Genomic DNA, 25,441 nt, shown 5'->3' with positions numbered 1-25,441 from the left:
TAACAATGAAAAATACAATTATATTAAGTTCATTTCTGGCTTTATTCCTGGCAGGATGTACTTCCGAAGATGTCAATCTTGATCCTCATGTAGCTTATAACATGTCCCCGGAACCTCTTCTTACCTATGCAGAAAAGGAATTGAGCGATTATATGACGACTCCAAGTGTTAATGAAAATAATTTCCGTCTTATCATGCAGTACTGGCAGGAGACCACATATGTGAACGAAAGTAACTATAACTTTACGGCAAGAAATGTTTCCAACAATATATGGGGAGATAATTATGTGAATGTCCTCAACAATCTGAACAAAGCAAAAGAACTTGTGGAACAATACCAACCTGGACCATCAGAGCTGAATACATGGCCCGCAAAGAAGAAAAACCAGCTGGCTGTTATAGATATTCTATCGGTATATACATTTCAGACATTAGCAGATACTTTTGGGGATATTCCGTACAGTCAGGCACTCAATCATCATCAATTTCCTCTTCCGGCTTATGACGATGACAGACAGATTTATGAAAGTTTGATCAGCAGACTGAAAACAGATCTTAATAATTTGGAGGAAGGAGCTGGAACCTTCGGATCGGGTGATATTCTTTACAACGGTGATATTGGAAAATGGAAAAAGTTTGGAAATTCACTGCTTTTAAAACTGGGAATTGCGCTTTCAGATATCAATCCAACGTTGGCACAGTCTACAGTAAATACAGCAATTACAGGAGGTATTATTACAGATGAATCTCAAAATGGTCTTTTCCGGTATCTGGCGGAGACTCCCAATTTCAGTCCATTGTATGAAAACCTTGTGAACAGCGGAAGGGATGACTTTTTTGGAGGAAAACCCTTTATTGATTTTATGAATATGACCTCAGATCCAAGGATAACAAAATATTTTCAGGATGTAGACGGAGAATATATAGGACAGGTCATAGGTTTGGCGGGGGAGTTTTCTGCATTTTCAGCACCAGGAATTTTTGCTTATACTCCTATAACTCCAGGAAATCTGATGACGCATACGGAAGTGGCTTTTTATCTTGCTGAAGCAGCAGCCAGGTTTGGAATAGGAGGCAGTCCGGAAACTTTATATAAAAATGCAGTTAGGGTTTCGTTCCGTGAATGGGGTTTTTCTGATCAGGATGCTCAAACATATCTAACAAACAATCCTTATAACGCTTCCAACTGGAAGAAATCTATCGGAGAACAGGCCTGGGTAGCCATGTACAATCATCCGGTGGTTTCCTGGAACTTTTACCGTCGTTTGGATTATCCAGCGCTACAGGCACCACCTACAGCTATTACCAATGCAGAAGGGAAAGTTCCGGTAAGGCTGCAGTATCCCACCTTAGAAGCAACGACTAATGGATCCAATTATGCCAAAGCTGCCACGGCAATTGGAGGAGATAGGCTTACCACCAAAGTATTTTGGGATAGCCATTAAATGAACAAAATCCTTAATATCTTCCTTTTTCATATCGATTATTTTGTATCCTTAAGCCTGTATAATGCAGGCTTTTTATATTATTTCAAAAAACAGTTGGTAGATAAAAATTGCCCATTTATAGCTATTTTTTTCCGGTTCATATTCATTTGTACATCTTTGAAACTGTAAATAATAAATATTTGAATTATGAAAGTAATCGGAATTTCGAAACTAATGAGCAGATTCTTTTTAATGTTGGCTTTAGGAAGTATTTTCTTCAGTTGTAAAAACAGTGATGATGATGATCCGGCTCCCGGTTCACATGGCATTGAAGTAGCAACAGGAGTATTCAAAGGAACTATGAAAATTCAGGGGCAAGATTATTACAATGCAATAGTTAATGTTTCAAAGACAGATGATGCCCATGTTAAAGTGCAGCCTAAATCAGGTGAAGCTTATTCAACAGCAACCTCTAAAACCATCAATGTTACCAATTCTGCTGGAGTAAGTGTTTCGGGCAATGACAGCCAGGGTAGTTTTAACTACATGATTTCATCAAAATCACTTCAGATCAGCACTCAGAAAGCATCCGAAAATGAGGTAGCTTTTTATTTTGAAGGCGAAAAGCAATAATACAATAAAATGTGGTTGGTTTATTATTCGAATGTTGAATAATGTTTTGGCTTATGACTCATGTCTTAAGCCAATTTTTTTTTGATTAAAGTTTAGCCCTACAACACTTACTTCAATGAGTAATGCAATAATCAATCTCATAAATTATGTAACCCTGCAAAAAAAAGAAGTCTGAATTATTGTATAAAAATAATTTCTCTTTCACTATGCTTTATTAGGTTTACTCACATATTTATTTCCTTTCACAAAAAAGCGCCAGGGTAAAAGCGCATCCTCCTGCGCATAGGCAACACCTATCCGGGGACCTGCAATAATGTCATGCGGAGGATAAGAAATACCGTGATCTTCAATCCAGATTTCATGACCGGTGAGCTCTTTTTTGTTAAAGGACCGGTCAATACCTAACGCTTTGGCAGCTGATCCGGGACCTGCAGAAATAGCAGGTTTAGAGGCAGGCATATTTCTTCTATGCTCCATAATTTCTTTTCCTACCAGAGGTTCAACAGCTCTGATGAGTACTGCATGAGGCTCATCTTCCACGGATGTTACTACATTAAAAAGATGGTGAATTCCATAGCATAAATAAACATAAGAAACTCCGCCATGGCTATAGAGCGTTTCAGTACGGTTTGTCCGTCTGCCGCCATAGGCATGCGAAGCTTTATCTTTCACGCCAAAATAAGCTTCTGTTTCTACAATGATTCCTGCTGTTTTTTCACCATTGAACTCTGTAAAAAGTACTTTTCCCAAAAGATCCCGGGCCAGAAAAAGAACATCCTGATTGGAATAGTAGGAGAGTGGTAGTTTCATGAATGATGTTGGAAATTATTCATTCAAATGTAATGATAATCCTGTAAAAACAGAAGAATACGAAGCTGAAATTAAAAAGGTACCACAAAAAGTCAGATTTCATAAAACAGTGACTAATTTGGCACATCCATTGTTATTTTTCAGGTACATCATTTCACACCACTATAAAAAATTATAGGTTTTGACACTTATTTTCCCTGGAGTAATCCGGGGAATTTTTATTGGCATCAAATGTATTGAAAATAAAAAAGTCCCACATCCATGTGAGACTTTCATTATTTTATCTTGCTCCCGGAGGGCAGTGTTCTTTCAGGTATTTTGTAAACATGGTAGCAAGATGCAGTGATGTTCCTTCTCCTTCATCAATAGAATGGGTACGGTTAGGATAAGACATCAGCTGAAACTGTTTGTTATATTTTACCAGTTCATTAATATATACTTCCGTATTCTGGTAGTGTACATTATCATCTCCCGTTCCGTGAACCAGCAGAAGATTTCCTTTTAAGTTTTTAGCATAGGCCAACGGAGAACCGTTGACAAAATCTTCTCTGTTTTCCTGTGGGAGACCCATATAGCGTTCCTGGTAGATATTATCATAGAATAATTGATTGGCAACGGGTGCAATTGCAATTCCTGTCTGGTAAATATCAGGATATTGTCCTAAAAGGTTCAGGGTAGAAGAACCTCCGCCGCTCCAGCCCCATACGGCAACTCTTGAAGTATCGATATAAGGCCATTTTGCGAATAAAGCTTTAGCTCCCATTGCCTGATCACGGATATTGAGCTGTCCTATTTTCCGGTAAATAGATTTTCTCCATTCCCGTCCTTTTGGAGAAGGAGTTCCACGGTTTTCAAGGGACACGTATAAATAGCCGTCTTCTGCCATATCACCTGTATATAAATAATTCCAGCCTGTGTAGAAGTTATCGGTAACGGTTTGTGATCCCGGTTCTCCATACACTGTAAAAACAACAGGATACTTTTTATTGGGATCAAAATTTTTAGGTTTTACTACCCAGCCGTCCATTGTAACACCATCCTGTGTTGTAATCTGGAAGAATTCTGCTTTAGATCTTGCCGGGTCGGCTTTTGCAGATCTTTTGGCAGCAACCAGTTCTTTATGATCGGGAAGCGATATCACAGATCCAATGGAAATGGCATTCACACTGTTATTGGTAAACATAGCGATTTTTCCATTGGGTGAAATCGTATATTGGTTAGAACCTTTAAAAGCTTCAGGCGTTACTTTTTGAGCTTTTCCACCTTTCATACTTACTTTATACAGATATTTCTGAGTAGCGTTATCTGGAGAAGCCAAAAAGTAGATCAGTTTATTGGGAACATCAAAAAATTCAGGTTTGATAACATCGAAAGCATCTTTTGTGATCAATGTTTCTTTACCGCTCATATCTATTTTATAAATATGTCTCCATCCGTCTTTTTCAGACAGCCATAAAAATTCTTTCCCATTTTCAATCCAGTCCCAGCCGCTTGGATCATTATCATTCCATCGGGATTTTATATCAATCCATGCTGTTTCTGTTTCTGTATGAATGGTTTTGCTGCTTCCGGAATCCGCATCTGCAACAATAATTTTACTTTGATTCTGTTTTCTGTTCAGCTGCTGAAGAATGACCGATCTGGAATCCAGCACCCATTCCATTCTAGGAATATAATTTTGTACTTCATCACCTGCTATATCAGCTTTCTTTGTTGATTGGGAAGCCAGATCATAAAACCAGATGCTGCATCCTGAAGGATTTTCTCCAACTTTCGGATATTCTACAGGAACGGTAAACGAATACAGGCTATCCGTATTATTGATCATCAGGAAATTCCTGGTACTTCGGGCATCCATTTTCCAGTAGGCAATTTTCCTGCCGTCCGGAGACCATCTGAAACCATCCTGCGTTCCGAATTCTTCTTCATACGCCCAGTCAAAAGTACCATTGATCATTCTGTCGGTACCATCATTCGTAATTTTACTGATCTGATTATTTGAAAGATCCTCAATATAGATATTATGCTTAGAAACATATGCTACCTTTTTTCCGTCAGGTGAATATTTTGCAAACATTAACGATGAAGCCGGCAAACCTTTTCCAAGCTGGATCAGTTTTTTTGTGTTTTTATTGAAAATCCAGTAATCTCCACGGGTATTATCCCTCCATACTTTTTTGGTATCGGCAAATAGCAACAGGCTTTTTCCATCAGGAGACACCTGAAAACTCTGTACCTGCAGAGCATTGGAACTTCCGGCAGGAATCAGTTCACTACTGTTTAAAAGCGTCTGATCTTTTCCGGGATGCAATAGATCAACAATTTCAACCCCTTTTTTAGTAAATGAATAATAAGCATTGCCATCGGGAGTCCATTGTGTCTTCTGTGCCGCCAATGGTGACAAACACAGGAAATACAATGCAATAGCTGTTAGTTTTTTTATGTTCTTCATAAATATAATTTGAATTAAGCCAGATGTTCAGCTCTGTAATTTTCAATGTCTTCAACGGATTTGATCAATCCGTTCCCCAGAAGTCTGTAACTGTCATCCGTAATCAGGAAATCATCTTCTACACGGATTCCACCGAAATTACGGTATTCATTTACTTTATCATAATTAATAAAGTCTGCGTTTTTATTTTCAGCCTGCCACATGTCAATCAGCTCCGGAATCATATAAATACCCGGCTCAACTGTCACTACAAAACCGGATTCCAAAGCTTTTCCTAGACGTAAAGATTTCAATCCGAATGTTTTGGTATCTTTTGGTTCTTCTTCAGTATAGCCAATATATTGTTCCCCGAGGTCTTCCATATCATGTACGTCAAGTCCCATCATGTGTCCCAATCCGCACTGAAAAAACAGGGTATGAGCGTGTTTTTTTACAGCATCTTCGGGATTTCCCTTCATCAGTCCAAGATCGACAAGTCCTTCTACCAGATGTTGTGCTGCTTTCAGGTGGATATCTTTAAACCTTACTCCCGGTTTCAAAAGCTTCTGGGCTTGATTAAAAGCATTCAGAACCACTTCGTACATTTCCTTCTGCTTTGTTGTAAACGTTTTGCCTACAGGAAAGGTTCTGGTAAGATCACCTGCATATCCCATTGAAGTTTCTGCTCCGGAATCGTTCAGGAAAAGATCGCCTTCTTTCATTGTATTGAGACGATAATGATTATGCAGAATACCTCCGTTGATCGTTACAATGGGAGGATAAGACATCTGGCATTCTTTGTTGGCGGCAAGATATTGGATAGCATTGGCAATTTCATATTCTTTCATTCCCGGTTTCGCAAGACGCATGGCCAGCAAATGCATTTCATTGGATACATTTACAGCCTGTTCTATCTGTACAATTTCCTGAGCTTCTTTAATAGAACGCTGTTTCACAATAGCTTTGATCATTTCGACAGAAGGCTGCAATTCCTTAATTTTAATTCCAAGAAGATCTCCCAGCAAAATTTTATTGGAAGACTGATAAGGAGGAAGGTAATGCACTTTTCTACCAGAAGCCTGTGCTTTTACAATATATTGGGCAAGTTCTGCGTAAGGTAACGTTTCCTGAACACCGGATTTCAGACTTTTTTCCTTAAGGGTTTCCTGCCTTCCCATCCATACAATTTCATCTATACTTAGCTCATCGCCGAAAATGATAGTTTTATTTTCATCAATATCGGTAATAGCTGCAATGCGGGGTTCCTGAATCCCGAAGTAATATAAATAAGTACTGTCCTGACGGAAATAATAAGGGTTATGCTCAAAGTTCACAGGATTCTCTATATTTCCCAGAAATAATAAGATTCCATTGGATACATTTTTCTGTAATATTGCTCTTCTTTTTTGATAAGTTTGTGCTGAAAACATATTATGAATAGTTTTTATTTTAAAACTTTAAAGTTACGATTTTGTAGTATTATAGTACTTTATTCATTAAAAATAAGAATATGTAAAATTTGGACTTTAATACGATATTTAATGTTCATATTTTGCTTATCTTCAGCAATATTTTAACCTTGCTAATCTAATAACCGGTAAATCATTCATATTATGATGAAGAGTTTGCAATTTTCTGTTCCTGCCGATACCAACAAAAGTATACGTATTCAGGAAGATATAATGCCTAATTTCTATCCTTATTTCCACCGCCACACCGAAACCCAGATCATGTGGATCCTTAAAGGACATGGAACACTGGCCATAGAACAGAATCTCTTTAATTTTGAGGCGGGCGATATTTTCTATCTCGGAGCCAATCAATCCCATGTTTTCAGAGGTAATTTTGAAAAAAATGAAAAACAGAAGGTTCATTCCATCTCTATTTTTTTTGATCCTCATAAAAAGATCGCTGCATTTTTCGACTTACCGGAATTTGAAGAACTTAAAAACTTTATCAGTCATTCAGAGGTAGGATTCCAGGTGGCTTCCAGGCTTACAAAAAGTATCGGAGAAAATATTGCGGCTTTACAAAAAACAAAAGGTGTAGATCAGATCATAGATTTTATAAGAATTTTAAACCATCTTATGCAAAACCGACATCTGCATATTCCCTTATCTCCGGAAAAGAAACTGCCTGATCATATTTCCGATACAGACAAAAGAATTATTGATGCCCAGACTTTTATCAAGAAAAATTTCACCCAACATAAGCTTACCCTTGATCTGATTGCCAAAGAAGCCTGTATGACTCCTCAGGCTTTTTGCCGTTCTTTTAAAAAACGTACCCGCATTACTTATATTGAATATCTCAATGAGCTTCGTGTACAGCGGGCCTGCAGACTTTTAACAGCCAGCAGCATGTACAGTATTTCTTCTGTGGCTTTCAATAGTGGGTTCAATAGTCTTACCAATTTTAACAGGGTTTTCAAATCCATTATGAAATATTCCCCTAAAGAATATCTGAAACACTACAAAGAGGCTACCATACAGCAATAAAAAACAACATGTTAAAATACGGTTAGAATACATTAAAATATTAACATTTTCCGTTTTAAAATTCACCTAGTTTTGAATAAATATTATTTAATATGAGTACAAAACTAAACTGGGAAGGTATTTATCCAGCTGTATTAACGCCTTTTACAAAAGAGGGTGAGATAGACTTTGAAATGTTTGCTGTCAATACAGAAGCCCAGATTAAAGCAGGAGTTCACGGAATTATCCTTGCAGGAACATTAGGGGAAGCCAGTGCGTTGGAAACGGAAGAAAAATTTGAACTGCTGAAATACGCAAGAAAAATAACGCAGGGTAGAATTCCTGTCATTCTTAATCTTTCTGAAAATACTACCAAAAATGCGGTTCATTTTGCCCAAAAAGCAAAAGAATTGGGAGCTGATGGATTAATGTTACTTCCTCCAATGCGTTATAAAGCCGACAGCCGCGAGGTGGTAGAATATTTCAAAGCAGTGGCCACGGCTACAGATCTTCCGATCCTTATCTATAATAATCCTGTAGATTACGGAATTTATGTCACCCTTGACATGTTTGAGGAGCTTATTGAATATCCCACTATTCAGGCTGTCAAAGAATCAACAAGAGATCTTGCGAATGTAACCAGAATGATCAACCGTTTTGGGAAAAGAATCAAAATTCTTGGAGGCGTAGATACAATTTGTCTGGAAACGCTGATGCTTGGAGCAGATGGCCTTGTGGCAGGTCTTGTAGATGCCTTTCCTAATGAAACCATGGCTATGTACAACTATGTTAAAACAGGCGAATACGACAAAGCTGTTGCCATCTACAGATGGTTTATGCCATTGCTTGAGCTTGACATTCATCCTAAACTAATCCAGTATATCAAGCTTGCTGCAACAGCGGAAGGGATAAGCAATCCTTATGTGAGAGCTCCACGTCTTGAACTTCAAGGAGAAGAAGCTGAAAGAATTCAAAAAATTATTGAAGAAGGCAGAGTGAATCGTCCGGTATTATTAATTCCAGAAATACAGCTATGATGGAAGAAACATCAACACAAAATATAGACAAAAGAATTCAGATGGCGGTTGAAGCCTTCCGGTTTCTGAAAAACACCACCATCAATGAACGGGCTGAATTTATGAATGCTGTAGCGGATCAGATTGAAGCTTTGGGAGAAGAACTTTTAACAGTTACTCATGCTGAAACTTCATTGCCATTAGCCAGACTTACCGGAGAAAAGGCAAGAACAGCAGGACAATGGAGAAGCTATGCAAAAGCTGTTGCTGCCGGGATCTATACGGAGGCCAGAATTGATCTTGCCCAGCCTGAAAAACAAAAAGGAGATCTCCGGAAATACAACGTAGGCATAGGCCCTGTAGTTGTTTTCGGAGCCAGTAATTTTCCTTTTGCATTTTCTACTGCAGGAGGCGATACTGCCAGTGCTATCGGTGCAGGCTGTCCTGTCATTATAAAAGCACATCCGGCACACCCACAGACTTCACAGATAATGGCGGATGCGATAAGCGCTGTTGTTAAAGCTTTCGGATGGCCTGAAGGAATTTTCAGCCATATTACCGGAACATCTTATGAGATCGGAGCTTATCTGACCCAGCATCCGGATATCCGGGCTATTGCGTTCACAGGTTCATTTAATGGCGGAAAAGCATTGTTTGATATTGCCAGCCGCCGTGAAAATCCTATTCCGGTATTTGCAGAAATGGGAAGTATCAATCCGGTATTTGCCTTTCAAAACCTGCTTGAAACCAAAGCTGAAGCATTGGCAAAGGAATATATCACTTCTTTAACGCTGGGTGTAGGACAATTTTGTACCAATCCGGGAGTATTTATTGCATTGAAAGGAGAATCGTTTAACCGTTTCATCAATACATTAAAAGAAGAAATTCAAAAAGTGGCTCCCGTTAAAATGCTTCATAAAGGAATATTCGACAATTTCGAAAAAAATAAAAGCATTGCATTAGAACAGCCTGATGTTGAAATCATTGTATCAGCAGAAACAGAAAGTTCTTCGGGCAACGCAACCGTGATAAAAACCAGTGCCGGAAATTTCTTGAATAATCCGGTATTAAGTGAAGAAGTCTTTGGTCCATTTGGTATTGTCGTAGCATGTGAAACAGATGAAGATCTCATGCAAATTGCCCGCCAGCTAAAAGGACAGTTAACCATTACCATCGCAGCTACCCATGAAGATGTTCGTGATAACAGTACATTGATTACTATTTTGAAAGATAAATGCGGAAGATTATTATTCAATGGAATGCCTACAGGAGTAGAAGTGGTGTACAGCATGCAGCATGGAGGCCCGTTTCCTTCTACTACCGATTCCCGTTTTACCTCCGTAGGACCGGATGCCGTGAAACGATTTGTCCGTCCGGTTTGCTTTCAGAACTGGCCGGATGAATTCTTACCGGATGAGTTGAAGAATGAAAATCCATTACAGATTAGCAGAATGGTGGATGGAACAGTGAATTCAGGATCATTAAAATTACAGACCACATGAACAGAACATTTTTTTGTATAGATTCACACACCTGTGGATGTCCTGTACGTCTTGTTGCAGGAGGTGCCCCAATTTTAAAAGGAAATTCCATGATGGAACGCCGGCTGCACTTTATGGAAGAATACGACTGGATCAGAAAGGGATTGATGTTTGAACCCCGTGGTCATGATATGATGAGCGGAAGTATTCTGTATCCTCCTGTAGATGAAAATAACGATATCGGAGTTTTATATATTGAAACCAGCGGATGTCTTCCCATGTGCGGGCACGGAACCATCGGAACGGTTACCATAGCTATTGAAGAAGGACTTGTTGTTCCCAAAATCCCGGGAAAATTACGTCTTGAAACACCTGCAGGACTTATCCTCATCGATTATGTACAGGAAGGAAAAAAAGTAAAATCTGTAAAACTGACGAATGTAAAGTCTTTCCTGTATGCTGAAAACCTGGAAGTTGAATGTCCGGATCTGGGATTAATAAGAGCCGATGTTGCTTATGGTGGAAATTTTTATGCGATTATAGATCCTCAGGAAAATTTCAGAGATATTTCTGATTTTACGGCCAGCCAGCTCATTCATTATGGAAAACTTATCAGAAAATTGCTCAATGAAAAGTATCAGTTCATCCATCCTGAAATTGAACACATTAAAGGATTAAGCCACATTCAGTGGACGGGTAAACCCACAGATCCTGAAGCCAGCGGAAGAAATGCAGTATTGGTGGGTGAAAATGCTTTAGACCGTTCGCCATGTGGTACGGGAACTTCGGCAAGAATGGCGCAATGGTATGCTAAAGGAAAACTGAAGGAAGGTGAAGAATTCATTCATGAAAGCTATATCGGTTCCCGATTTATCGGGAGAATTGAAGAGACTACTACTTTAGATGGGAGACCAGCCATTATTCCGTCAGTAGAAGGCTGGGCAAGAATTACCGGATACAATCATATAATTATTGATGATGAAGATCCTTACTGGCAGGGTTTTCAGGTAATGTAACAGGCATATGGCACAGAATAAAGGAAAAGCACTGATCATCGGTGCAGGAATAGCAGGATTAAGCTCAGCGTATTATCTTTTGCAGAAAGGATGGCAAGTGGAGATTCTAGAGCAGAATGATCTTAGCAACAATTGTTCTTATGGCAATGCAGGCATGATTGTACCCAGTCATTTTACCCCATTGGCAGCTCCGGGAGTTGTAGCACAGGGAATACGCTGGATGTTCGACAGTAAAAGTCCGTTTTATGTAAAACCTTCACTCAATTCGAGACTTATATCCTGGGGATTGAAATTTTTAAAACATTCCAACCAGAAACATGTTGACTATTCTGCAGCAGCCATCAGGGATCTTAACCTGGCAAGCAGCAAACTTTATAATGAGATCGCGCAAAATGATGAATTTGATTTTGAGCTTAGTCAGAATGGCATTTTAATGCTCTATAAAACCGAGAAAGTTGCAGAAGAAGAAACAGAGCTTGCCCACAAGGCAATCAGTATGGGTTTACCCGTTGATATTCTGGGTAAAAAAGAAATTCAGGAACTTGAACCCAATGTTCAACTGGACGTTATCGGAGGAGTCAATTATAAATGCGACGGCCATATGAATCCCATGAAACTGATGAAACAAATGATCTCTTATCTTAAAAATAATGATGTCGTTTTTCATACCCATCATCAGGTAACTGGCTTTGAAACTTCCGGCAGCAATATTAAAAAGGTCATAGCGAATGGTAAAGAATTTACTGCAGACCAATTTATCATGACGGGAGGTTCATTTCTCCCTGAACTGGCTCAGAAGGCAGGAATCAAAATTCAGTTGATGCCCGGAAAAGGATATTCATTCATGCACAAACCGGAAAATCCTCTTAATACTTTACAGCATGCTGCCTTATTAATTGAGGCCAGAGTTGCAGTAACTCCTATGAACGGACACATCCGTTTTGGCGGAACGATGGAACTGGCTTCCCACAATGATACAATTAATATGAAAAGGGTAGAAGGAATCACCAGGTCTATTCCCAACTATTTACCTGACTTTCAGATTGAGAAACCCAAAGAATCTGAAATCTGGTTCGGCTACAGGCCCTGCGCTCCGGATGGGCTGCCTTATCTGGGACAGTCTTCCAAACTCAAAAACCTGATTATCGCAGGTGGCGGCGGAATGATGGGACTAAGCTTAGGACCCATTTTTGGAAAAACAGTTTCAGAACTTGCCCATGACCAAAAGCCAACGGTTGAGATAAAAATATTCAACCCTGAAAGATTTAGTTAAAAAACACCACATAACACACACAAATCAAGCCAAAAACAATTTGATTATTTAAATAATTTATTAACCACCAAATCCAAAAAATTATGAAAAAATTTAAATTACTATTACTTGTTTCCCTATTTCCAGCAATAGGTTTTGCTCAGGAAAACAGACCTCGTGAGTGTAAAGCAGATGAAATGATGAAAAAACATTTTGAGCTGCATCCCGAATCTAAGGCAGAATATGAAAACTTTGAGAAATATACCAAAGATTTCGTAAAAAAAATGGGATCAAACAAAAACTCATTGAATAATAGTAGGATGAGCAATCCAACTTACATCATCCCTGTGGTTTTTCATGTGTATGGAGAATCTCAAAGCAATGTAAAAGTAAATTACCAAAAAGTAGTTGACTTACTGCAACAAATCAACTTAAATTTCAATGGAATCAACACGGATTCAAATACTGTAGATCCTTATTTCCAATCTATCAGAGGAGCATTAAGCATTGAATTCCGGTTAGCTAAAATTGATCCAACCGGAAAAGCTACAAGCGGAGTGGTATTTCACCCTTTCAAAGGTGGATATGGCAACGGAGGTGGATATGATGCACAAATTGGCACAGATGCATGGGATAATACAAAGTATATGAATGTGTATATCCAAAATGATCTGTATGCTAATAAAGATTTATATCAATCAGGAGTTGCATGGTATCCGGATTCATACATGAGTTCAGTAAATACAGCCAGAGTGGTGTATAATGGACGTTATATATTTAATGCTGCAGGAACAGTGGCTTCAAACGAGTTTTCTGATACATTTACTCACGAATTCGGGCATTGGTTAAATCTTCAACACACGTTCAATGTTCTGTGTTCAACTTCGAACCCTGGTAATGATGGTGACGGAGTTGCTGACACCCCTGTAGAAAATGCTTCTTCCGGATTGGGATGTAACTCTGGAAACAATTGTCTTGGACAAAAAGTAAACGTTGAAAACTATATGGGATACAATGGTTCTTCCGGCTGTTATAAAATGTTTACCAATGGACAGGTGAACAGAATGCTGGCAGCATTAAACCATCCTTCGCGAATAAATTTATGGCAGCCTGCCAACTTAGCCGCAACCGGAGTTGCCAATACTCCACCAAGATTAGCCCTTAGCAACAGTACATTTACAGAGAACTTAAACAATAATGGAGTCGTGTCATTAGACGGAACAGTAGCATCTGCCCCTATATCAACGATTACGCTGAACGGAGCAACATTTGCCGTACCCAATGGAACAACTCTTACTGCAGGAACCCATTTCACGTCTTCATTACCAGCAGGATTAACTGCAAGTATAGTAGTTACAAGCCCTACGACTGCTACACTTACTATAAATGGTGCAGCAACCAGTCATTCTAAAAGTCAGGTCTTAAATTCATCAATTACGTTCCTGAATCCGGCTATAACAGGAGGCGTAACTTCACTAGGATCAACGACAGCTTTGGCCTTAACTTTTTCTTATAAAGATCCTTATAAAATAGTTACCGGAACTCCTCTGGAAAGTTATGCCAACCCAACACCAACAACAGTAACCACCAACTCAGGGGCAACCTGGAAATATTTTATCATTAATCCGGAGCTTAGTGATGATGCAGGGTATGGCGCCTGGTACTATGGAGCCAATCAATTAAAATTGGAAACTTATTGGAAAGGATTAGTGTGCCAAACAGGAACAAGAAATATTAGTTTAATTCCAGCCTGTACCACCATAACGAATGCAAATAATATAGGGTATCCAACTTGGACTCCCGGACAACTGGATGTGTATACTCCTACCTATACTACCTGGTCTGGTAAAACCGCTTATGTTGGTTTTAGAAACCAATTCGAAGGTTACGATATTAACGGCTATTTCAAAGTGAGCGTTGGGGCCAATGGTTCAAATTATTCTGTCACTGAGTTTGCATATAATACACAACCAAATGGCAGTATTACAACACCTTGTGCATTATCATTCTCCACTGCAGACGTTGATACAACCAACTCAGAAACTTCCATCTATCCAAATCCGGTTTCTGATGTATTGAATATTAAAACAAAAGGGGAAATTAAATCAATTTCTGTTTATGATATGTTTGGAAGAAAAATGAATGCAAAAGTTATTGGTGATAAGGTTGAGGTTAAACACTTCCTGAGCGGAACTTACTTAATTGATATTGAAACTTCTTTAGGGAAATCTTCCCAAAAATTCATTAAAAAATAGTTTAGTATCCATATGCAGTTGATTGGGCTTCATTGTAAGCCCAATTTTTTTATCCTGTTTATGAGCAGTTCTTCATTTATTTATGTAATTTTATTCTTTGATAACAATATTCCATGCATTATAAAAACGACAGGATCATTATCCGTGAATTTACCCCTGAAGAATTTTCATTATTTTCCACTCTTTTTGAAAATGAAAATGTAACCCGATATCTGCCTTACAAAACCCCGGAAGAATATAAAGAAATGTTTGACAAAGCATTGGCAGATTATGAAGAGGGACCATTCAGCAGATGGGGAATTTTCCATCCCCAGAACAGTGATTTTGTAGGAATGTGTCTGGCCAGAATCTTTCTCGACAATCCAGATCAGCTGGAAATAGGCTATACTTTAGGAGAAAATTATTGGGGAAAAGGCCTCGGAACGGAAGTTTGTAAAGCGCTTGTTGACCACTGTTTATCAATAAATCATCAGAAAGATATCGTAGCAGTAACGGATCTTGATAATATCGGGTCCCAAAAAGTACTTTTGAAAAGCGGCTTTAAAAGAGTTGAAAATCTTGCACGAGAAGATAGGGAACTGGCGTATTTTGTTTTACAGAAAGAGTAAACTTGTGGCTCATATTACAGACGGAGGGCTTAGAATTCCACTCTTGTGGAGAGGTGGTGAAAATTCAAAGAATTTTTGACGGGGTGGTTAGCTTTTCCCACAGATTTCACGGATTTACACAGATGTTTGTGTATTTTAAAAATCTTCGATTTTTAAACTTAAGTGAACTTCTCAGCAGTTTATCTGTACTTAAAATCAACTTAAGTGTTTTTATCTTTTGTGGTTAAAATACAAAGTTTTCAGCTATAAAAACATTTCATTTATCAGATAATTTATCATAACTTGCAGGAATTATGATGTCGAAACGTTGCAAATATGCGCTTAAAGCAATGGTCAGATTAGCAAGGAATTATAACCAGGGCTTTCTGCCAACTTCCGTTATTGCACAGGACGAAAACATTCCCAAGAAATTTCTGGAACAGATTCTTCTCGAACTAAAAAGAGCCAAACTCGTTAACAGCAAGCAAGGCAAAGTAGGCGGGTATTATCTTTTAAAATCACCCGATGAAGTTTCATTAGCAGATATTTACCGTATTTTCGATGGCCCTATTGCTCTTACCCCTTGTGTTTCTTTAAACTTTTACGAAGCATGTGATGATTGTGTAGACGAAGCAGTATGCTATCTGAGGAAAGAACTTATGATCGTTCGTGAAAAGACCAGAAAAAGCATGATGGAAGCTACCTTAACCAAGTTCATCAATAAAGAATAAAATTTTTTTTATTTAAATTCTACTATTTTGATAGGAGTTATAGAATTTTATATATATTTGCAAGACTTAAATCTCAATTCAAAATGGAAAACAGTCTGAAAAATGAATTCGAAAATCTTGTAAAAGAGGCTGATGAAGCTTCTTTTCAAACTAATGCACTGCAAATACTGACTGAAAGATTCCCGGGTAAAGTGATCTTTTCAACCAGTTTCAGTTACGAGGATCAGGTCATCACTCATCTGATTAAAGATTTAAATATTGAAATATTCACCCTGGATACGGGAAGACTTTTTGAACAGACTTATGAAACCTGGACTTCCACCAGGGCTTTCTTTAAAAAGAACATCAAAGCTTATTATCCGGATACGGAAGAGCTTAGGGAATTTGTAACAGAAAACGGCCCTGATTCATTCTATCAATCTGTAGAAAAAAGGAAAGCATGCTGTACAATCCGAAAGGTTCATCCTTTAAGAAAAGCGTTGGAAGGCTATGAAGTATGGATTACAGGTCTGAGATCCGAACATTCTCCCAACAGACAGAATATGCCTCAGCTGGAGTGGGATCCTGATAATAAAATTATCAAATTTCATCCCATCCTTCACTGGACCACAGAACAGGTAACAACGTATGTAAAAGATCATCATTTACCTTACAATCACCTTCATAAAAAAGGATTTGTGAGCATAGGATGTGAGCCCTGTACCAGAGCGATCAAGGAAGGAGAAGATTTCAGAGCAGGCCGTTGGTGGTGGGAAGATGCCAATAAAAAAGAATGCGGTCTGCATATTCATCAATAAAAAAGAAAAACATGTCAATACATCATTTAAATTATTTAGATCAGTTAGAAGCCGAATCTATTTATATATTAAGAGAAGTCGCAGGCCAGTTTGAACGTCCGGCGTTGTTATTCAGTGGAGGAAAAGACAGTATCGTACTGGCGCATCTGGCAAGAAAGGCCTTCTTCCACGGAAAAATTCCGTTTACATTTGTTCATGTAGATACGGGACACAACTTTCAGGAGGTTTTGGATTTCCGTGATCAGCTGGTGGAACAGCTAGATGTGAATCTGGTCGTTAGGAAAGTGGAAGACACGATAAAAAGTAAAAAACTGACTGAGGCTAAAGGTAAATTCCCGAGCAGAAACTGGCTGCAAACCTACACTCTTCTTGATACTATTGAAGAATTTGAATTCGATGCCTGCATAGGAGGAGCCAGAAGAGATGAGGAAAAAGCCCGGGCCAAAGAAAGGATCTTCTCCGTTCGTGATGAATTTGGGCAGTGGGATCCTAAACTTCAGCGTCCTGAACTTTGGAATATCTTTAACGGAAAGATTCACAAAGGAGAAAATGTAAGGGTTTTCCCTATCAGCAACTGGACAGAGCTTGACATCTGGAATTATATCCGAAGAGAAAAAATTGCACTTCCTTCCATCTATTTTTCGCATGAAAGAGAAGTAATCGATTTCAACGGACAGTGGCTGGCCAATTCTTCCCATGTGGTTTTAGAACCGGAAGACGTCATTACTACTAAGAAAATCCGTTACCGCACCGTAGGAGATATGACCTGTACTGCAGCTGTGGAATCTAATGCTGTTACGATAGATGCCGTTATCGAAGAAATCGTAGCTACAAGAATCTCAGAGCGTGGCGAAACCAGAATTGATGACAGGGTAACAGAAGCCGCTATGGAGGACAGAAAAAAAGGAGGCTATTTTTAGTCAATGATAAAAGATAATTGATTAATGATTACACAAAGTATTTTCATCAATTATCATTCATAATTTATCACTTATCATTTATAATTACAATCGGATGGATATATTAAGATTTATAACAGCAGGAAGCGTGGATGACGGTAAAAGTACCCTTATCGGCAGACTGCTTTACGATAGCAAAAGTATTTTGCAGGACCAGTTGGAAGTCCTTGAAAAACATTCTAAAAACAAAAATGAAGACGGAGTAGACCTTGCTCTTTTAACAGATGGTCTGCGTGCAGAAAGAGAACAGGGAATCACCATTGATGTTGCCTACCGCTATTTTTCAACGGCAAAAAGAAAATTTATCATCGCCGATGCTCCCGGTCATGTACAATATACCCGGAATATGATCACCGGAGCATCCAACTCAGATCTGATGGTTATTCTGATTGATGCACGAAAAGGCGTGATTGAACAAACCAGAAGGCATTCCATCATCGCCTCTTTATTACAATTAAAGAAAGTAGCTGTAGCCATCAATAAAATGGATATGGTGGATTATTCTGAAGAAGTCTTTGAAAACATAAAATCAGAATATGCAAAAATTGCTGAAAATCTTGGACTGAATGACGTAAGTTATTTCCCGATCTCCGCATTAAAAGGAGATAATATTGTTTCAAAATCTTCCAGAACAGAATGGTATGAAGGAACTTCCCTTCTGGAATATCTTGAAGAAGTAACTTTACATGAAGAAAAAAATAACGGAAGCCGTTTTCAGGTTCAGTACGTGATTCGTCCTCAAACTGAAGAACTGCATGATTACAGAGGATATGCCGGACAAATATTAAGCGGAAAGTTCACCAAAGGAGATAAAATTCACATTCTTCCGGCGGACCTGACCACTGAAATCACCAAAATTGAGATCAATGGCATTGAAAAAGAAGAAGCCTTTGAAGGCCAGCCAGCCGTTATTCATCTTGCTCATGATGTTGATATCAGCCGTGGAGATATTTTTGCCACGGAAGAACATGTTCCCACCGTTGAAAAAGATCTTGAAATCCTTTTATGCTGGCTGGATCAGAAACCGTTGCAGCCAGGAAACAAATACCTTTTGCAGCAAAACAGCAGACTGATAAAAGCAGTAGTAAAAGAGGTTGATTACAAGATCAATGTGAATACTCTTATAAGGGAACAGGCCGATGGAGAGATCAAACTGAATGAAATTGTAAAAGTTACCCTGCGAACGGCACAGCCTTTGGTCTATGACAGCTTTACCAATAATAAAACAACGGGCTCTGCCATTCTGGTGGATGAAACGTCCAATTCAACGGTAGCAGCCTGCATAATTCAATAGAAAAAAATGGCAATTTCCGATCAACTCATAGAAAGAATTCACCAGACCAAACACAATAGTATTCATGGATTCTTTGATAAAATAAAGACAAAAAAATGGGTCAAGGATTTGTATGAAACACTCTTCCTTCCTCAGGATGACAATACTGAAGATCAGCTGAAAAGAAATTTTGAAGCGCTCCAGAAAACACTTTCAGACCTTATCAATACGGTAACAGGAGATAAAATTATTACCGAAAAACAGGTTAATCGTTTTTTTGAAGCTTTACCACAACTCTATGATCAGCTGGTACTGGATGCAAAATCCATTCTGGAATTTGATCCTGCCGCTGACTCACTGGAAGAAGTATACCTGGCATATCCCGGCTTTTTTGCCACGTATGTCTATCGTATCTCGCATCAGCTCTGGAGTCAGGAAGTGAAAATTTTACCAAGGGTCATCTCAGAATATGCCCACAGTAAAACGGGAATTGATATTCATCCGGGAGCCACCATCGGAAAGTCTTTTTTCATTGATCACGGAACAGGAATTGTGATCGGAGAAACAACGATTATCGGAAATAATGTCAAAATCTATCAGGGAGTAACCCTCGGAGCTTTGAATGTTTCCAAAGAAAAAGCCCATCAGAAAAGACACCCCAATATTGAAGATGATGTGATTATCTATTCGGGAGCTACTATTCTGGGAGGCGAAACTACCATAGGCAGGGAAAGTATTATCGGAGGAAATGTCTGGGTTACACAGAATGTTCCTGCCAACTCTCTGGTTTACCACAAAAGTGAAATAAAAATAAAGGATAATTCTTCATTACCGGAATCATTAACCTTTGTGATCTAAAAAAACAAAAATAAAAAGTACATTGATATGAAATTTCAGAATGCATTAGAAACGATTGGGAATACACCCGTCGTGAAAATCAACAAACTCTTCGGTTCAGATCATGAAATCTGGATCAAACTTGAAAAAAACAATCCCGGCGGAAGCATTAAAGACAGAATCGGACTGGCGATGATTGAAGATGCAGAAGCCAAAGGATTATTACATAAAGACAGCGTTATCATAGAGCCTACCAGCGGAAATACAGGGATAGGACTCGCTTTGGCTGCTGCCGTAAAAGGGTATAAGCTAATCCTTGTTATGCCTGAAAGCATGAGTATAGAACGTCGGAAAATCATGGAAGCGTACGGAGCAGAATTTGTGCTTACCCCAAGAGAAAAAGGAATGAAAGGGGCTATTGAAAAAGCCAATGAGCTTGCTGAAGAAACACCCAACTCATGGATTCCCAGACAGTTTGACAATCCTGCTAATGTAAAAGTACATGTAGAAACCACCGCTCAGGAAATTTTAAAAGACTTTCCGGACGGCCTTGATTATATCATTACCGGAGTAGGAACCGGAGGACATATCACCGGAATAGCAAAAGTGGTTAAAGATAAATTTCCTAACGTAAAAGTAATTGCTGTAGAACCGGAATTATCTCCTGTATTAAGTGGAGGAAACCCGGCACCACACCCGTTACAGGGATTAGGAGCAGGCTTTGTACCTTCCATTCTGGATATTACTCTTTTAGACGGAGTGATTACAGTAGGCAAAGAAGAAGCTTATGAATATGCCCTTAACGCAGCTAAAAAAGAAGGTCTTTTTGTCGGAGTTTCCACAGGAGCCGCTTTAGCAGCCATCGCCAAACATTTACCGGAAATACCACCTAACGCTAAAATCCTGACAATTAATTACGATACCGGAGAGAGATATCTGTCGGTAGAAGGACTTTTCTAATTCCTTAATTAACAACTACTTCAATGAAAACAAATATAAAATCACCAAAGGTCTTCCTTATCGGTGCAGGGCCCGGCAACCCTGAACTGATCACTGTAAAAGCTGTAAAAGCAATCGCAGAAGCAGACGTTGTCTTATGCGACCGTCTTGTAAGTCCTGAGATTCTGGAAACCTACGTCAATAAAGACACAGAAATTATTTATGTAGGCAAAGAATGCAGCAAAAATGCTTCCACCCCTCAGTCTCATATCAATACTTTAATGGTGGAATATGCTCGTCAGAATAAAACGATTGTAAGACTCAAAGGAGGGGATGTTTCCATATTCTCGAATATTCTTGATGAGTTACAGGCTTTAAAAGAAAATCATATTCCTTACGAAGTCATTCCGGGAATTACAGCCGCTTTAGGTGCGGCAGCATTTGCAGGGATGCCTTTAACGGCCAGAGGATATTCCACATCCGTTCGTTTTCTGACGTACTATAAATCAGAGATTGTAACTGAAGAGTATTGGAAAGAACTTGCTCTCACCAATGATACCCTTGTTTTCTATATGTCTAAAGGAAACCTTACTCCTCTTGTGGAAAAGCTGAAAGCACTTCAGATTTCAGGTGATAAAAAAATTGCAGTCATTGAACAGGCTACGACTCCTTTCCAGAAGGTGTATACGTCATCATTTGATGATTTTAACGAAAAATTCGGAGACAAAAACTTTGCTTCCCCTTCATTGGTGGTAGTGGGCAAAATTGTAAACCTCCATGAAGAATTTTCATGGCTTGAAAATGCCGAGCAGGAAGGTCTTTATTTCAAATCAGTGGAAAACGGAACTCTAATCCCTACAACTCAAAATTTCTTTGAATATGCTGTCTGAATCTAAATTAAATGTATTAAAACAAATCTCCGGAGACCTCTCCAGAGACGAAGCCATCTGGGCAAGCGGATATCTTGCGGGTATTGCCGGAGGGTCCTCAATTACAGCCGTTCTGCCACCACTGGAAACGAATACCACTACACAGAATGCTGTAAAGAAAATAACGCTGGCTTACGGTACAGAAACCGGAAACAGTAAGAAACTGGCTACTGCACTGGCCGGTATCGTGAAGAAAAAAGGGCTTCAGGTAAAGCTGGCTGACCTTTCCCAATATAAGCCTAAAGATCTTGCAAAAGAGGAGTTCTTTTTTGTCGTCATCAGTACTCAGGGAGAAGGTGAACCGCCTGCTCTTGCTAAAAAATTCTACGATTATATTCATGAAAATGAAATTGATCTCAGCGGACTTAAATACGGAATTCTGGCATTGGGAGACAGTAGCTACCCTCTGTTCTGCCAGACTGGAGAAGATGTGGATTCACGCTTTGAAATATTAGGTGCCCAGCGTATTATTCCATTGAAAAAGTGTGACATTGATTACGAACAGGAAGCTTCCCATTGGATAGAGCATGTATTTGAAACAGTCAATAAAAATGCGGTGCAGAGTACAAAAAATGCTTTAGCTCCAAAGGTTTCTACCGGAAGAAAGAAATTTCAGGGAAAAGTTTCAGCCATCATCAACCTTAACGATATTACCTCAGAAAAAGAAACCTATCATATTGAAATTGAAACAGAAGAAGCGCTTAGTTATCAACCAGGTGCAGCTTTGGGAGTGATCCCTTTCAATTCAAAAGAGGTTGTAGATGAGATTATTACACTCACAGGAATTAATTCTAAAAAACAGGTTGAAACAGCAAAAGTTACAGACACTGTGGAAGAACTTCTACTCAAGCATCTTAACATCAGCTATTTACTTAAATCTGTAGTGGCTCAATATGCAAAAATAACAGGGCATTCCATTCCGGAAGTCAGATTAAGTCTTCTTGATCTTCTTAGAATTTATCCCGTAAAAAATGCAGACGAATTTGAAGAAATCTTACAGATATTAACCGCTCAGGCACCGCGTCTGTATTCCATTTCTTCTTCCCTGGAAGCTCATGGTGATACGGAAATTCATATTACGGTTGCTAAATCAGAATTTTTTATTGACCATCAGAAACATAATGGGTTATGCAGTGGCTTTCTGAGTGAATTTAAAGAAGGAGGGGAAATAGAGTTTTATATTCAGGAAGCAGGACATTTCAAATTGCCGGAAGCGGATAAAGATATCATCATGATTGGTCCGGGAACAGGGATTGCGCCCTTCAGGTCATTCCTTTGGGAGCGTGATGCCACAGGTGCAGAAGGAAGAAACTGGCTGTTTTTCGGGGACAGGAATTTTGTTTCAGATTTTCTTTACCAGGCAGAGCTGCAGGATTTTCTCAAAACAGGCAGTCTGACTCATTTAGACCTCGCTTTTTCAAGAGATACAGCTGAAAAAGTATATGTTCAGCACAGGTTGGAACAAAAAGCCCAGGAAGTATTTTACTGGCTTGAAGGCGGAGCATCGGTGTATGTATGCGGTGCTAAAGAACCAATGGCCCGTGATGTAGAACAAACGCTTCTCACCATTATCCAGACTGAAGGAAAACGCAGCAAAGAAGATGCTGTAACCTACCTGGAAGAAATGGAATTAAGCGGCAGATATGCTAAAGATGTGTATTAAAAAAAAGTACCCGTAAAAATTAAAGGAAACAATTATGAACAACAATAAAGAGAACCTTTCACCGGTAGAAAAAATTAAAACCGGCAGTAACGGACTCAGAGGAACTTTAAAGGAAAGTCTTGCAGATAACTTCACCGGAGCCATCAGAGAAGATGACCAGACTGTGATCAAATTTCACGGAATGTACCAGCAGGACGACAGAGACAGAAGGGAAGAGCGTGTCGCCAAAAAACTGGAATGGTTGTATTCTTACATGATCCGTCTAAGGCTTCCCGGTGGTTTTTTAACTCCGGAACAATGGATAGGATTGAATGAAACAGCTGAAGATCATTCTACAGGAACCATTAAAGTAACCACAAGACAAACGATTCAGCTTCATGGGATTTTGAAATCTCATTTAAGACCCACCATTCAGAGCTTCAATCTTCAGCATCTGGATTCTATTGCCGCTTGCGGAGATGTCAACAGAAACGTAACCTGTACAGCCAATCCTTCGGAATCCCCTTTACAACAGGAAGCTTATGAACTGGCAGGTAAAATCAGTGAAATGTGTCTTCCGAAAACCAAAGCTTATTATGATATCTGGATCGATGACGAACTTCTGGTAGACCGTAAAGCAGAGGAAGATCCTTTGTATCAGGACAGATATCTTCCGAGAAAACTGAAAATAGGAATAGCCGTTCCACCCAATAACGATGTGGATGTATTCATCAATGATATTGCTTTAATCGCGATTATCGAAAATGATAAAATCGTAGGTTACAATATTGCTGCCGGAGGGGGATTAGGGGCCACTCACGGAAATGAAGCCACGTATGCCCGTCTTGCTTCCATCCTTGGATTTGTGGATACCGAGGAAAAAGTATTGAAAGCCGTGTACGAAATTATAACGGTACAAAGAGACTTCGGAAACAGAAGCGACCGAAAATTATCAAGATTAAAATATACGATTGATAAATTGGGTATCGGAGAGTACAGAGCTGAAGTGGAAAAGAGAACAGGATTCAGCTTTGAACCGGCCCGTGAATTTAAGTTTACACAAAGAAAAGACCGCTACGGCTGGATACAGAATCATGAAGGAAAATGGTTCTATACCGTATTTGTAGAGCACGGAAGAATCCTTAATACAGCAGAATATCCTTTAAAATCAGGGTTGCTAAAAATTGCGCAGACAGGAAAAGCCAATTTCCGTTTTACTTGCAACCAGAACCTTATTCTTGCTGATATTGACGAAAAGGATAAAGCTGAAATCGAAGCTATTTTAAAAGAGCACAGAATCTCAGAAAATACTGACGGAGCAAGTGCTTTACGTAAAAACTCTGTTGCGTGTGTCGCTTTAAATACCTGTTCACTGGCACTGGCGGAAGCCCAGCGTTATCTGCCTTCTCTGGTCACAAAAATAGAGCCTATCCTTGAAAAATATGGTTTGCTGGAAGAAGATATCACGATCCGTATGACCGGCTGTCCTAACGGCTGCGGAAGATCTCCCAATGCTGAAATAGGATTTGTAGGTACAGCCTATGGGAAATACAATCTTCACATTGGTGGAGACCGTTTAGGAATGCGACTGAATACAAAATTTAAAGAAAATATTGGTGAAGAAGAAATTCTGACCACTCTGGATGAGCTTTTCGGGATTTATGTACAGAAAAGACTGGCAGAGGAAACATTTGGTGATTTTTCATACCGTTACTTACTTAACCTAAATTAATTATATGGCTGATTTTCATTATGATCTGAAAAAAAACAAAAAAACTCAACCTCTTCATTTAAGCGGACGAATGTGTATGTGTTGTTGATTCTCAAATAACGATACATATAAAGCTGTTTGAAGTTTTTCGATTCAAAACCGCAAAAGTCACAAAAGTTTTAAACACTTAAGCTTTTTAAGAGCCAAACTTTTTGAATAATAAGTACACCTAAGTTTT

Annotated in this window: 21 protein-coding genes; 18 read left to right on the top strand and 3 right to left on the bottom strand. The window is 39.0% G+C overall.

From position 1 onward, the window contains the following. Positions 1 to 5 precede the first annotated feature (5 nt). Together ACLI50_RS03415 and ACLI50_RS03410 are read left to right on the top strand one after the other, a co-directional pair. Positions 6 to 1,445: a SusD/RagB family nutrient-binding outer membrane lipoprotein gene (locus ACLI50_RS03415; RefSeq protein WP_411413158.1), complete on the top strand. Its 1,440-nt coding sequence runs from the start codon at positions 6 to 8 to the stop codon at positions 1,443 to 1,445. 189 nt (positions 1,446 to 1,634) lie between these two features. Beyond that, positions 1,635 to 2,060: a hypothetical protein gene (locus ACLI50_RS03410; RefSeq protein WP_110011252.1), complete on the top strand. Its 426-nt coding sequence runs from the start codon at positions 1,635 to 1,637 to the stop codon at positions 2,058 to 2,060. 204 nt (positions 2,061 to 2,264) lie between these two features. Here ACLI50_RS03410 and ACLI50_RS03405 read toward each other — a convergent pair whose 3' ends face one another. From ACLI50_RS03405 to ACLI50_RS03395, 3 genes are all read right to left on the bottom strand, one after another. Then, on the bottom strand, positions 2,265 to 2,870 hold the full coding sequence (locus ACLI50_RS03405; RefSeq protein WP_411413157.1) for a DNA-3-methyladenine glycosylase: 606 nt from the start codon (positions 2,868 to 2,870) through the stop codon (positions 2,265 to 2,267). Positions 2,871 to 3,150: 280 nt separating this feature from the next. Further along, positions 3,151 to 5,322: a S9 family peptidase gene (locus ACLI50_RS03400; RefSeq protein ID WP_411413156.1), complete on the bottom strand. Its 2,172-nt coding sequence runs from the start codon at positions 5,320 to 5,322 to the stop codon at positions 3,151 to 3,153. Positions 5,323 to 5,336: 14 nt separating this feature from the next. Then, positions 5,337 to 6,731, bottom strand: coding sequence for an aminopeptidase P family protein (locus tag ACLI50_RS03395; protein ID WP_411413155.1), 1,395 nt, complete (start codon positions 6,729 to 6,731; stop codon positions 5,337 to 5,339). Positions 6,732 to 6,914: 183 nt separating this feature from the next. On the opposite strand from ACLI50_RS03395, the gene ACLI50_RS03390 reads away from it, so the two are divergent. The 16 genes from ACLI50_RS03390 (at position 6,915) to ACLI50_RS03315 (ending at position 25,224) form a co-directional block, all read left to right on the top strand. Further along, the gene (locus ACLI50_RS03390; protein ID WP_228406565.1) at positions 6,915 to 7,799 is read left to right on the top strand and encodes a helix-turn-helix domain-containing protein; all 885 of its coding nucleotides are present in this window, start codon (positions 6,915 to 6,917) and stop codon (positions 7,797 to 7,799) included. A 92-nt stretch (positions 7,800 to 7,891) separates the two neighbouring features. Next, complete coding sequence (locus ACLI50_RS03385; protein WP_202840368.1) at positions 7,892 to 8,815, top strand: dihydrodipicolinate synthase family protein; 924 nt, start codon at positions 7,892 to 7,894, stop codon at positions 8,813 to 8,815. Beyond that, complete coding sequence (locus ACLI50_RS03380; RefSeq protein ID WP_411413154.1) at positions 8,812 to 10,296, top strand: aldehyde dehydrogenase (NADP(+)); 1,485 nt, start codon at positions 8,812 to 8,814, stop codon at positions 10,294 to 10,296. The genes ACLI50_RS03385 and ACLI50_RS03380 overlap by 4 nt, the downstream gene beginning before the upstream one ends. Next, the gene (locus ACLI50_RS03375; protein ID WP_395973647.1) at positions 10,293 to 11,291 is read left to right on the top strand and encodes a 4-hydroxyproline epimerase; all 999 of its coding nucleotides are present in this window, start codon (positions 10,293 to 10,295) and stop codon (positions 11,289 to 11,291) included. Before ACLI50_RS03380 ends, ACLI50_RS03375 begins: the two co-directional genes overlap by 4 nt. A 7-nt stretch (positions 11,292 to 11,298) precedes the next feature. Continuing rightward, positions 11,299 to 12,564 carry an NAD(P)/FAD-dependent oxidoreductase gene (locus ACLI50_RS03370; protein ID WP_395973649.1) on the top strand — a complete coding sequence of 422 codons (1,266 nt, stop codon included), beginning with the start codon at positions 11,299 to 11,301 and terminating at the stop codon, positions 12,562 to 12,564. Between the two features lie 83 nt (positions 12,565 to 12,647). Beyond that, positions 12,648 to 14,798: a M43 family zinc metalloprotease gene (locus ACLI50_RS03365; protein ID WP_202840376.1), complete on the top strand. Its 2,151-nt coding sequence runs from the start codon at positions 12,648 to 12,650 to the stop codon at positions 14,796 to 14,798. Between the two features lie 113 nt (positions 14,799 to 14,911). Further along, positions 14,912 to 15,406: a GNAT family N-acetyltransferase gene (locus ACLI50_RS03360; RefSeq protein WP_411413153.1), complete on the top strand. Its 495-nt coding sequence runs from the start codon at positions 14,912 to 14,914 to the stop codon at positions 15,404 to 15,406. Positions 15,407 to 15,699: 293 nt separating this feature from the next. Continuing rightward, positions 15,700 to 16,116, top strand: a complete 417-nt coding sequence (locus ACLI50_RS03355) for an RrF2 family transcriptional regulator (RefSeq protein ID WP_062669451.1) — start codon at positions 15,700 to 15,702, stop codon at positions 16,114 to 16,116. An 83-nt stretch (positions 16,117 to 16,199) separates the two neighbouring features. Continuing rightward, on the top strand, positions 16,200 to 16,913 hold the full coding sequence (locus ACLI50_RS03350; protein ID WP_343638333.1) for a phosphoadenylyl-sulfate reductase: 714 nt from the start codon (positions 16,200 to 16,202) through the stop codon (positions 16,911 to 16,913). 11 nt (positions 16,914 to 16,924) lie between these two features. Continuing rightward, complete coding sequence (gene cysD / locus ACLI50_RS03345; RefSeq protein ID WP_062669446.1) at positions 16,925 to 17,833, top strand: sulfate adenylyltransferase subunit CysD; 909 nt, start codon at positions 16,925 to 16,927, stop codon at positions 17,831 to 17,833. A 94-nt stretch (positions 17,834 to 17,927) separates the two neighbouring features. Then, positions 17,928 to 19,166 carry a sulfate adenylyltransferase subunit 1 gene (locus ACLI50_RS03340; RefSeq protein WP_343638330.1) on the top strand — a complete coding sequence of 413 codons (1,239 nt, stop codon included), beginning with the start codon at positions 17,928 to 17,930 and terminating at the stop codon, positions 19,164 to 19,166. Positions 19,167 to 19,172: 6 nt separating this feature from the next. Further along, positions 19,173 to 20,003 carry a serine O-acetyltransferase EpsC gene (gene epsC, locus ACLI50_RS03335; protein ID WP_343638327.1) on the top strand — a complete coding sequence of 277 codons (831 nt, stop codon included), beginning with the start codon at positions 19,173 to 19,175 and terminating at the stop codon, positions 20,001 to 20,003. 27 nt (positions 20,004 to 20,030) lie between these two features. Further along, the gene (gene cysK / locus ACLI50_RS03330) at positions 20,031 to 20,942 is read left to right on the top strand and encodes a cysteine synthase A (RefSeq protein WP_343638325.1); all 912 of its coding nucleotides are present in this window, start codon (positions 20,031 to 20,033) and stop codon (positions 20,940 to 20,942) included. Positions 20,943 to 20,965: 23 nt separating this feature from the next. Then, positions 20,966 to 21,811: a uroporphyrinogen-III C-methyltransferase gene (gene cobA / locus ACLI50_RS03325; RefSeq protein WP_343638323.1), complete on the top strand. Its 846-nt coding sequence runs from the start codon at positions 20,966 to 20,968 to the stop codon at positions 21,809 to 21,811. Next, a complete protein-coding gene (locus ACLI50_RS03320) occupies positions 21,801 to 23,513 on the top strand; it encodes a diflavin oxidoreductase (RefSeq protein WP_343638321.1) in 1,713 nt (570 codons plus the stop codon). Before cobA ends, ACLI50_RS03320 begins: the two co-directional genes overlap by 11 nt. A gap of 34 nt (positions 23,514 to 23,547) precedes the next feature. Continuing rightward, on the top strand, positions 23,548 to 25,224 hold the full coding sequence (locus ACLI50_RS03315; RefSeq protein ID WP_411413152.1) for an NADPH-dependent assimilatory sulfite reductase hemoprotein subunit: 1,677 nt from the start codon (positions 23,548 to 23,550) through the stop codon (positions 25,222 to 25,224). Positions 25,225 to 25,441: the final 217 nt, after the last annotated feature.

Source organism: Chryseobacterium cupriresistens (assembly GCF_046614675.1).
In the GTDB taxonomy this organism is placed as follows: domain Bacteria; phylum Bacteroidota; class Bacteroidia; order Flavobacteriales; family Weeksellaceae; genus Chryseobacterium; species Chryseobacterium cupriresistens.
The sequence above is the reverse complement of the archived record's forward strand: the minus strand, read 5'-3'. Positions and strand labels throughout refer to the sequence as shown.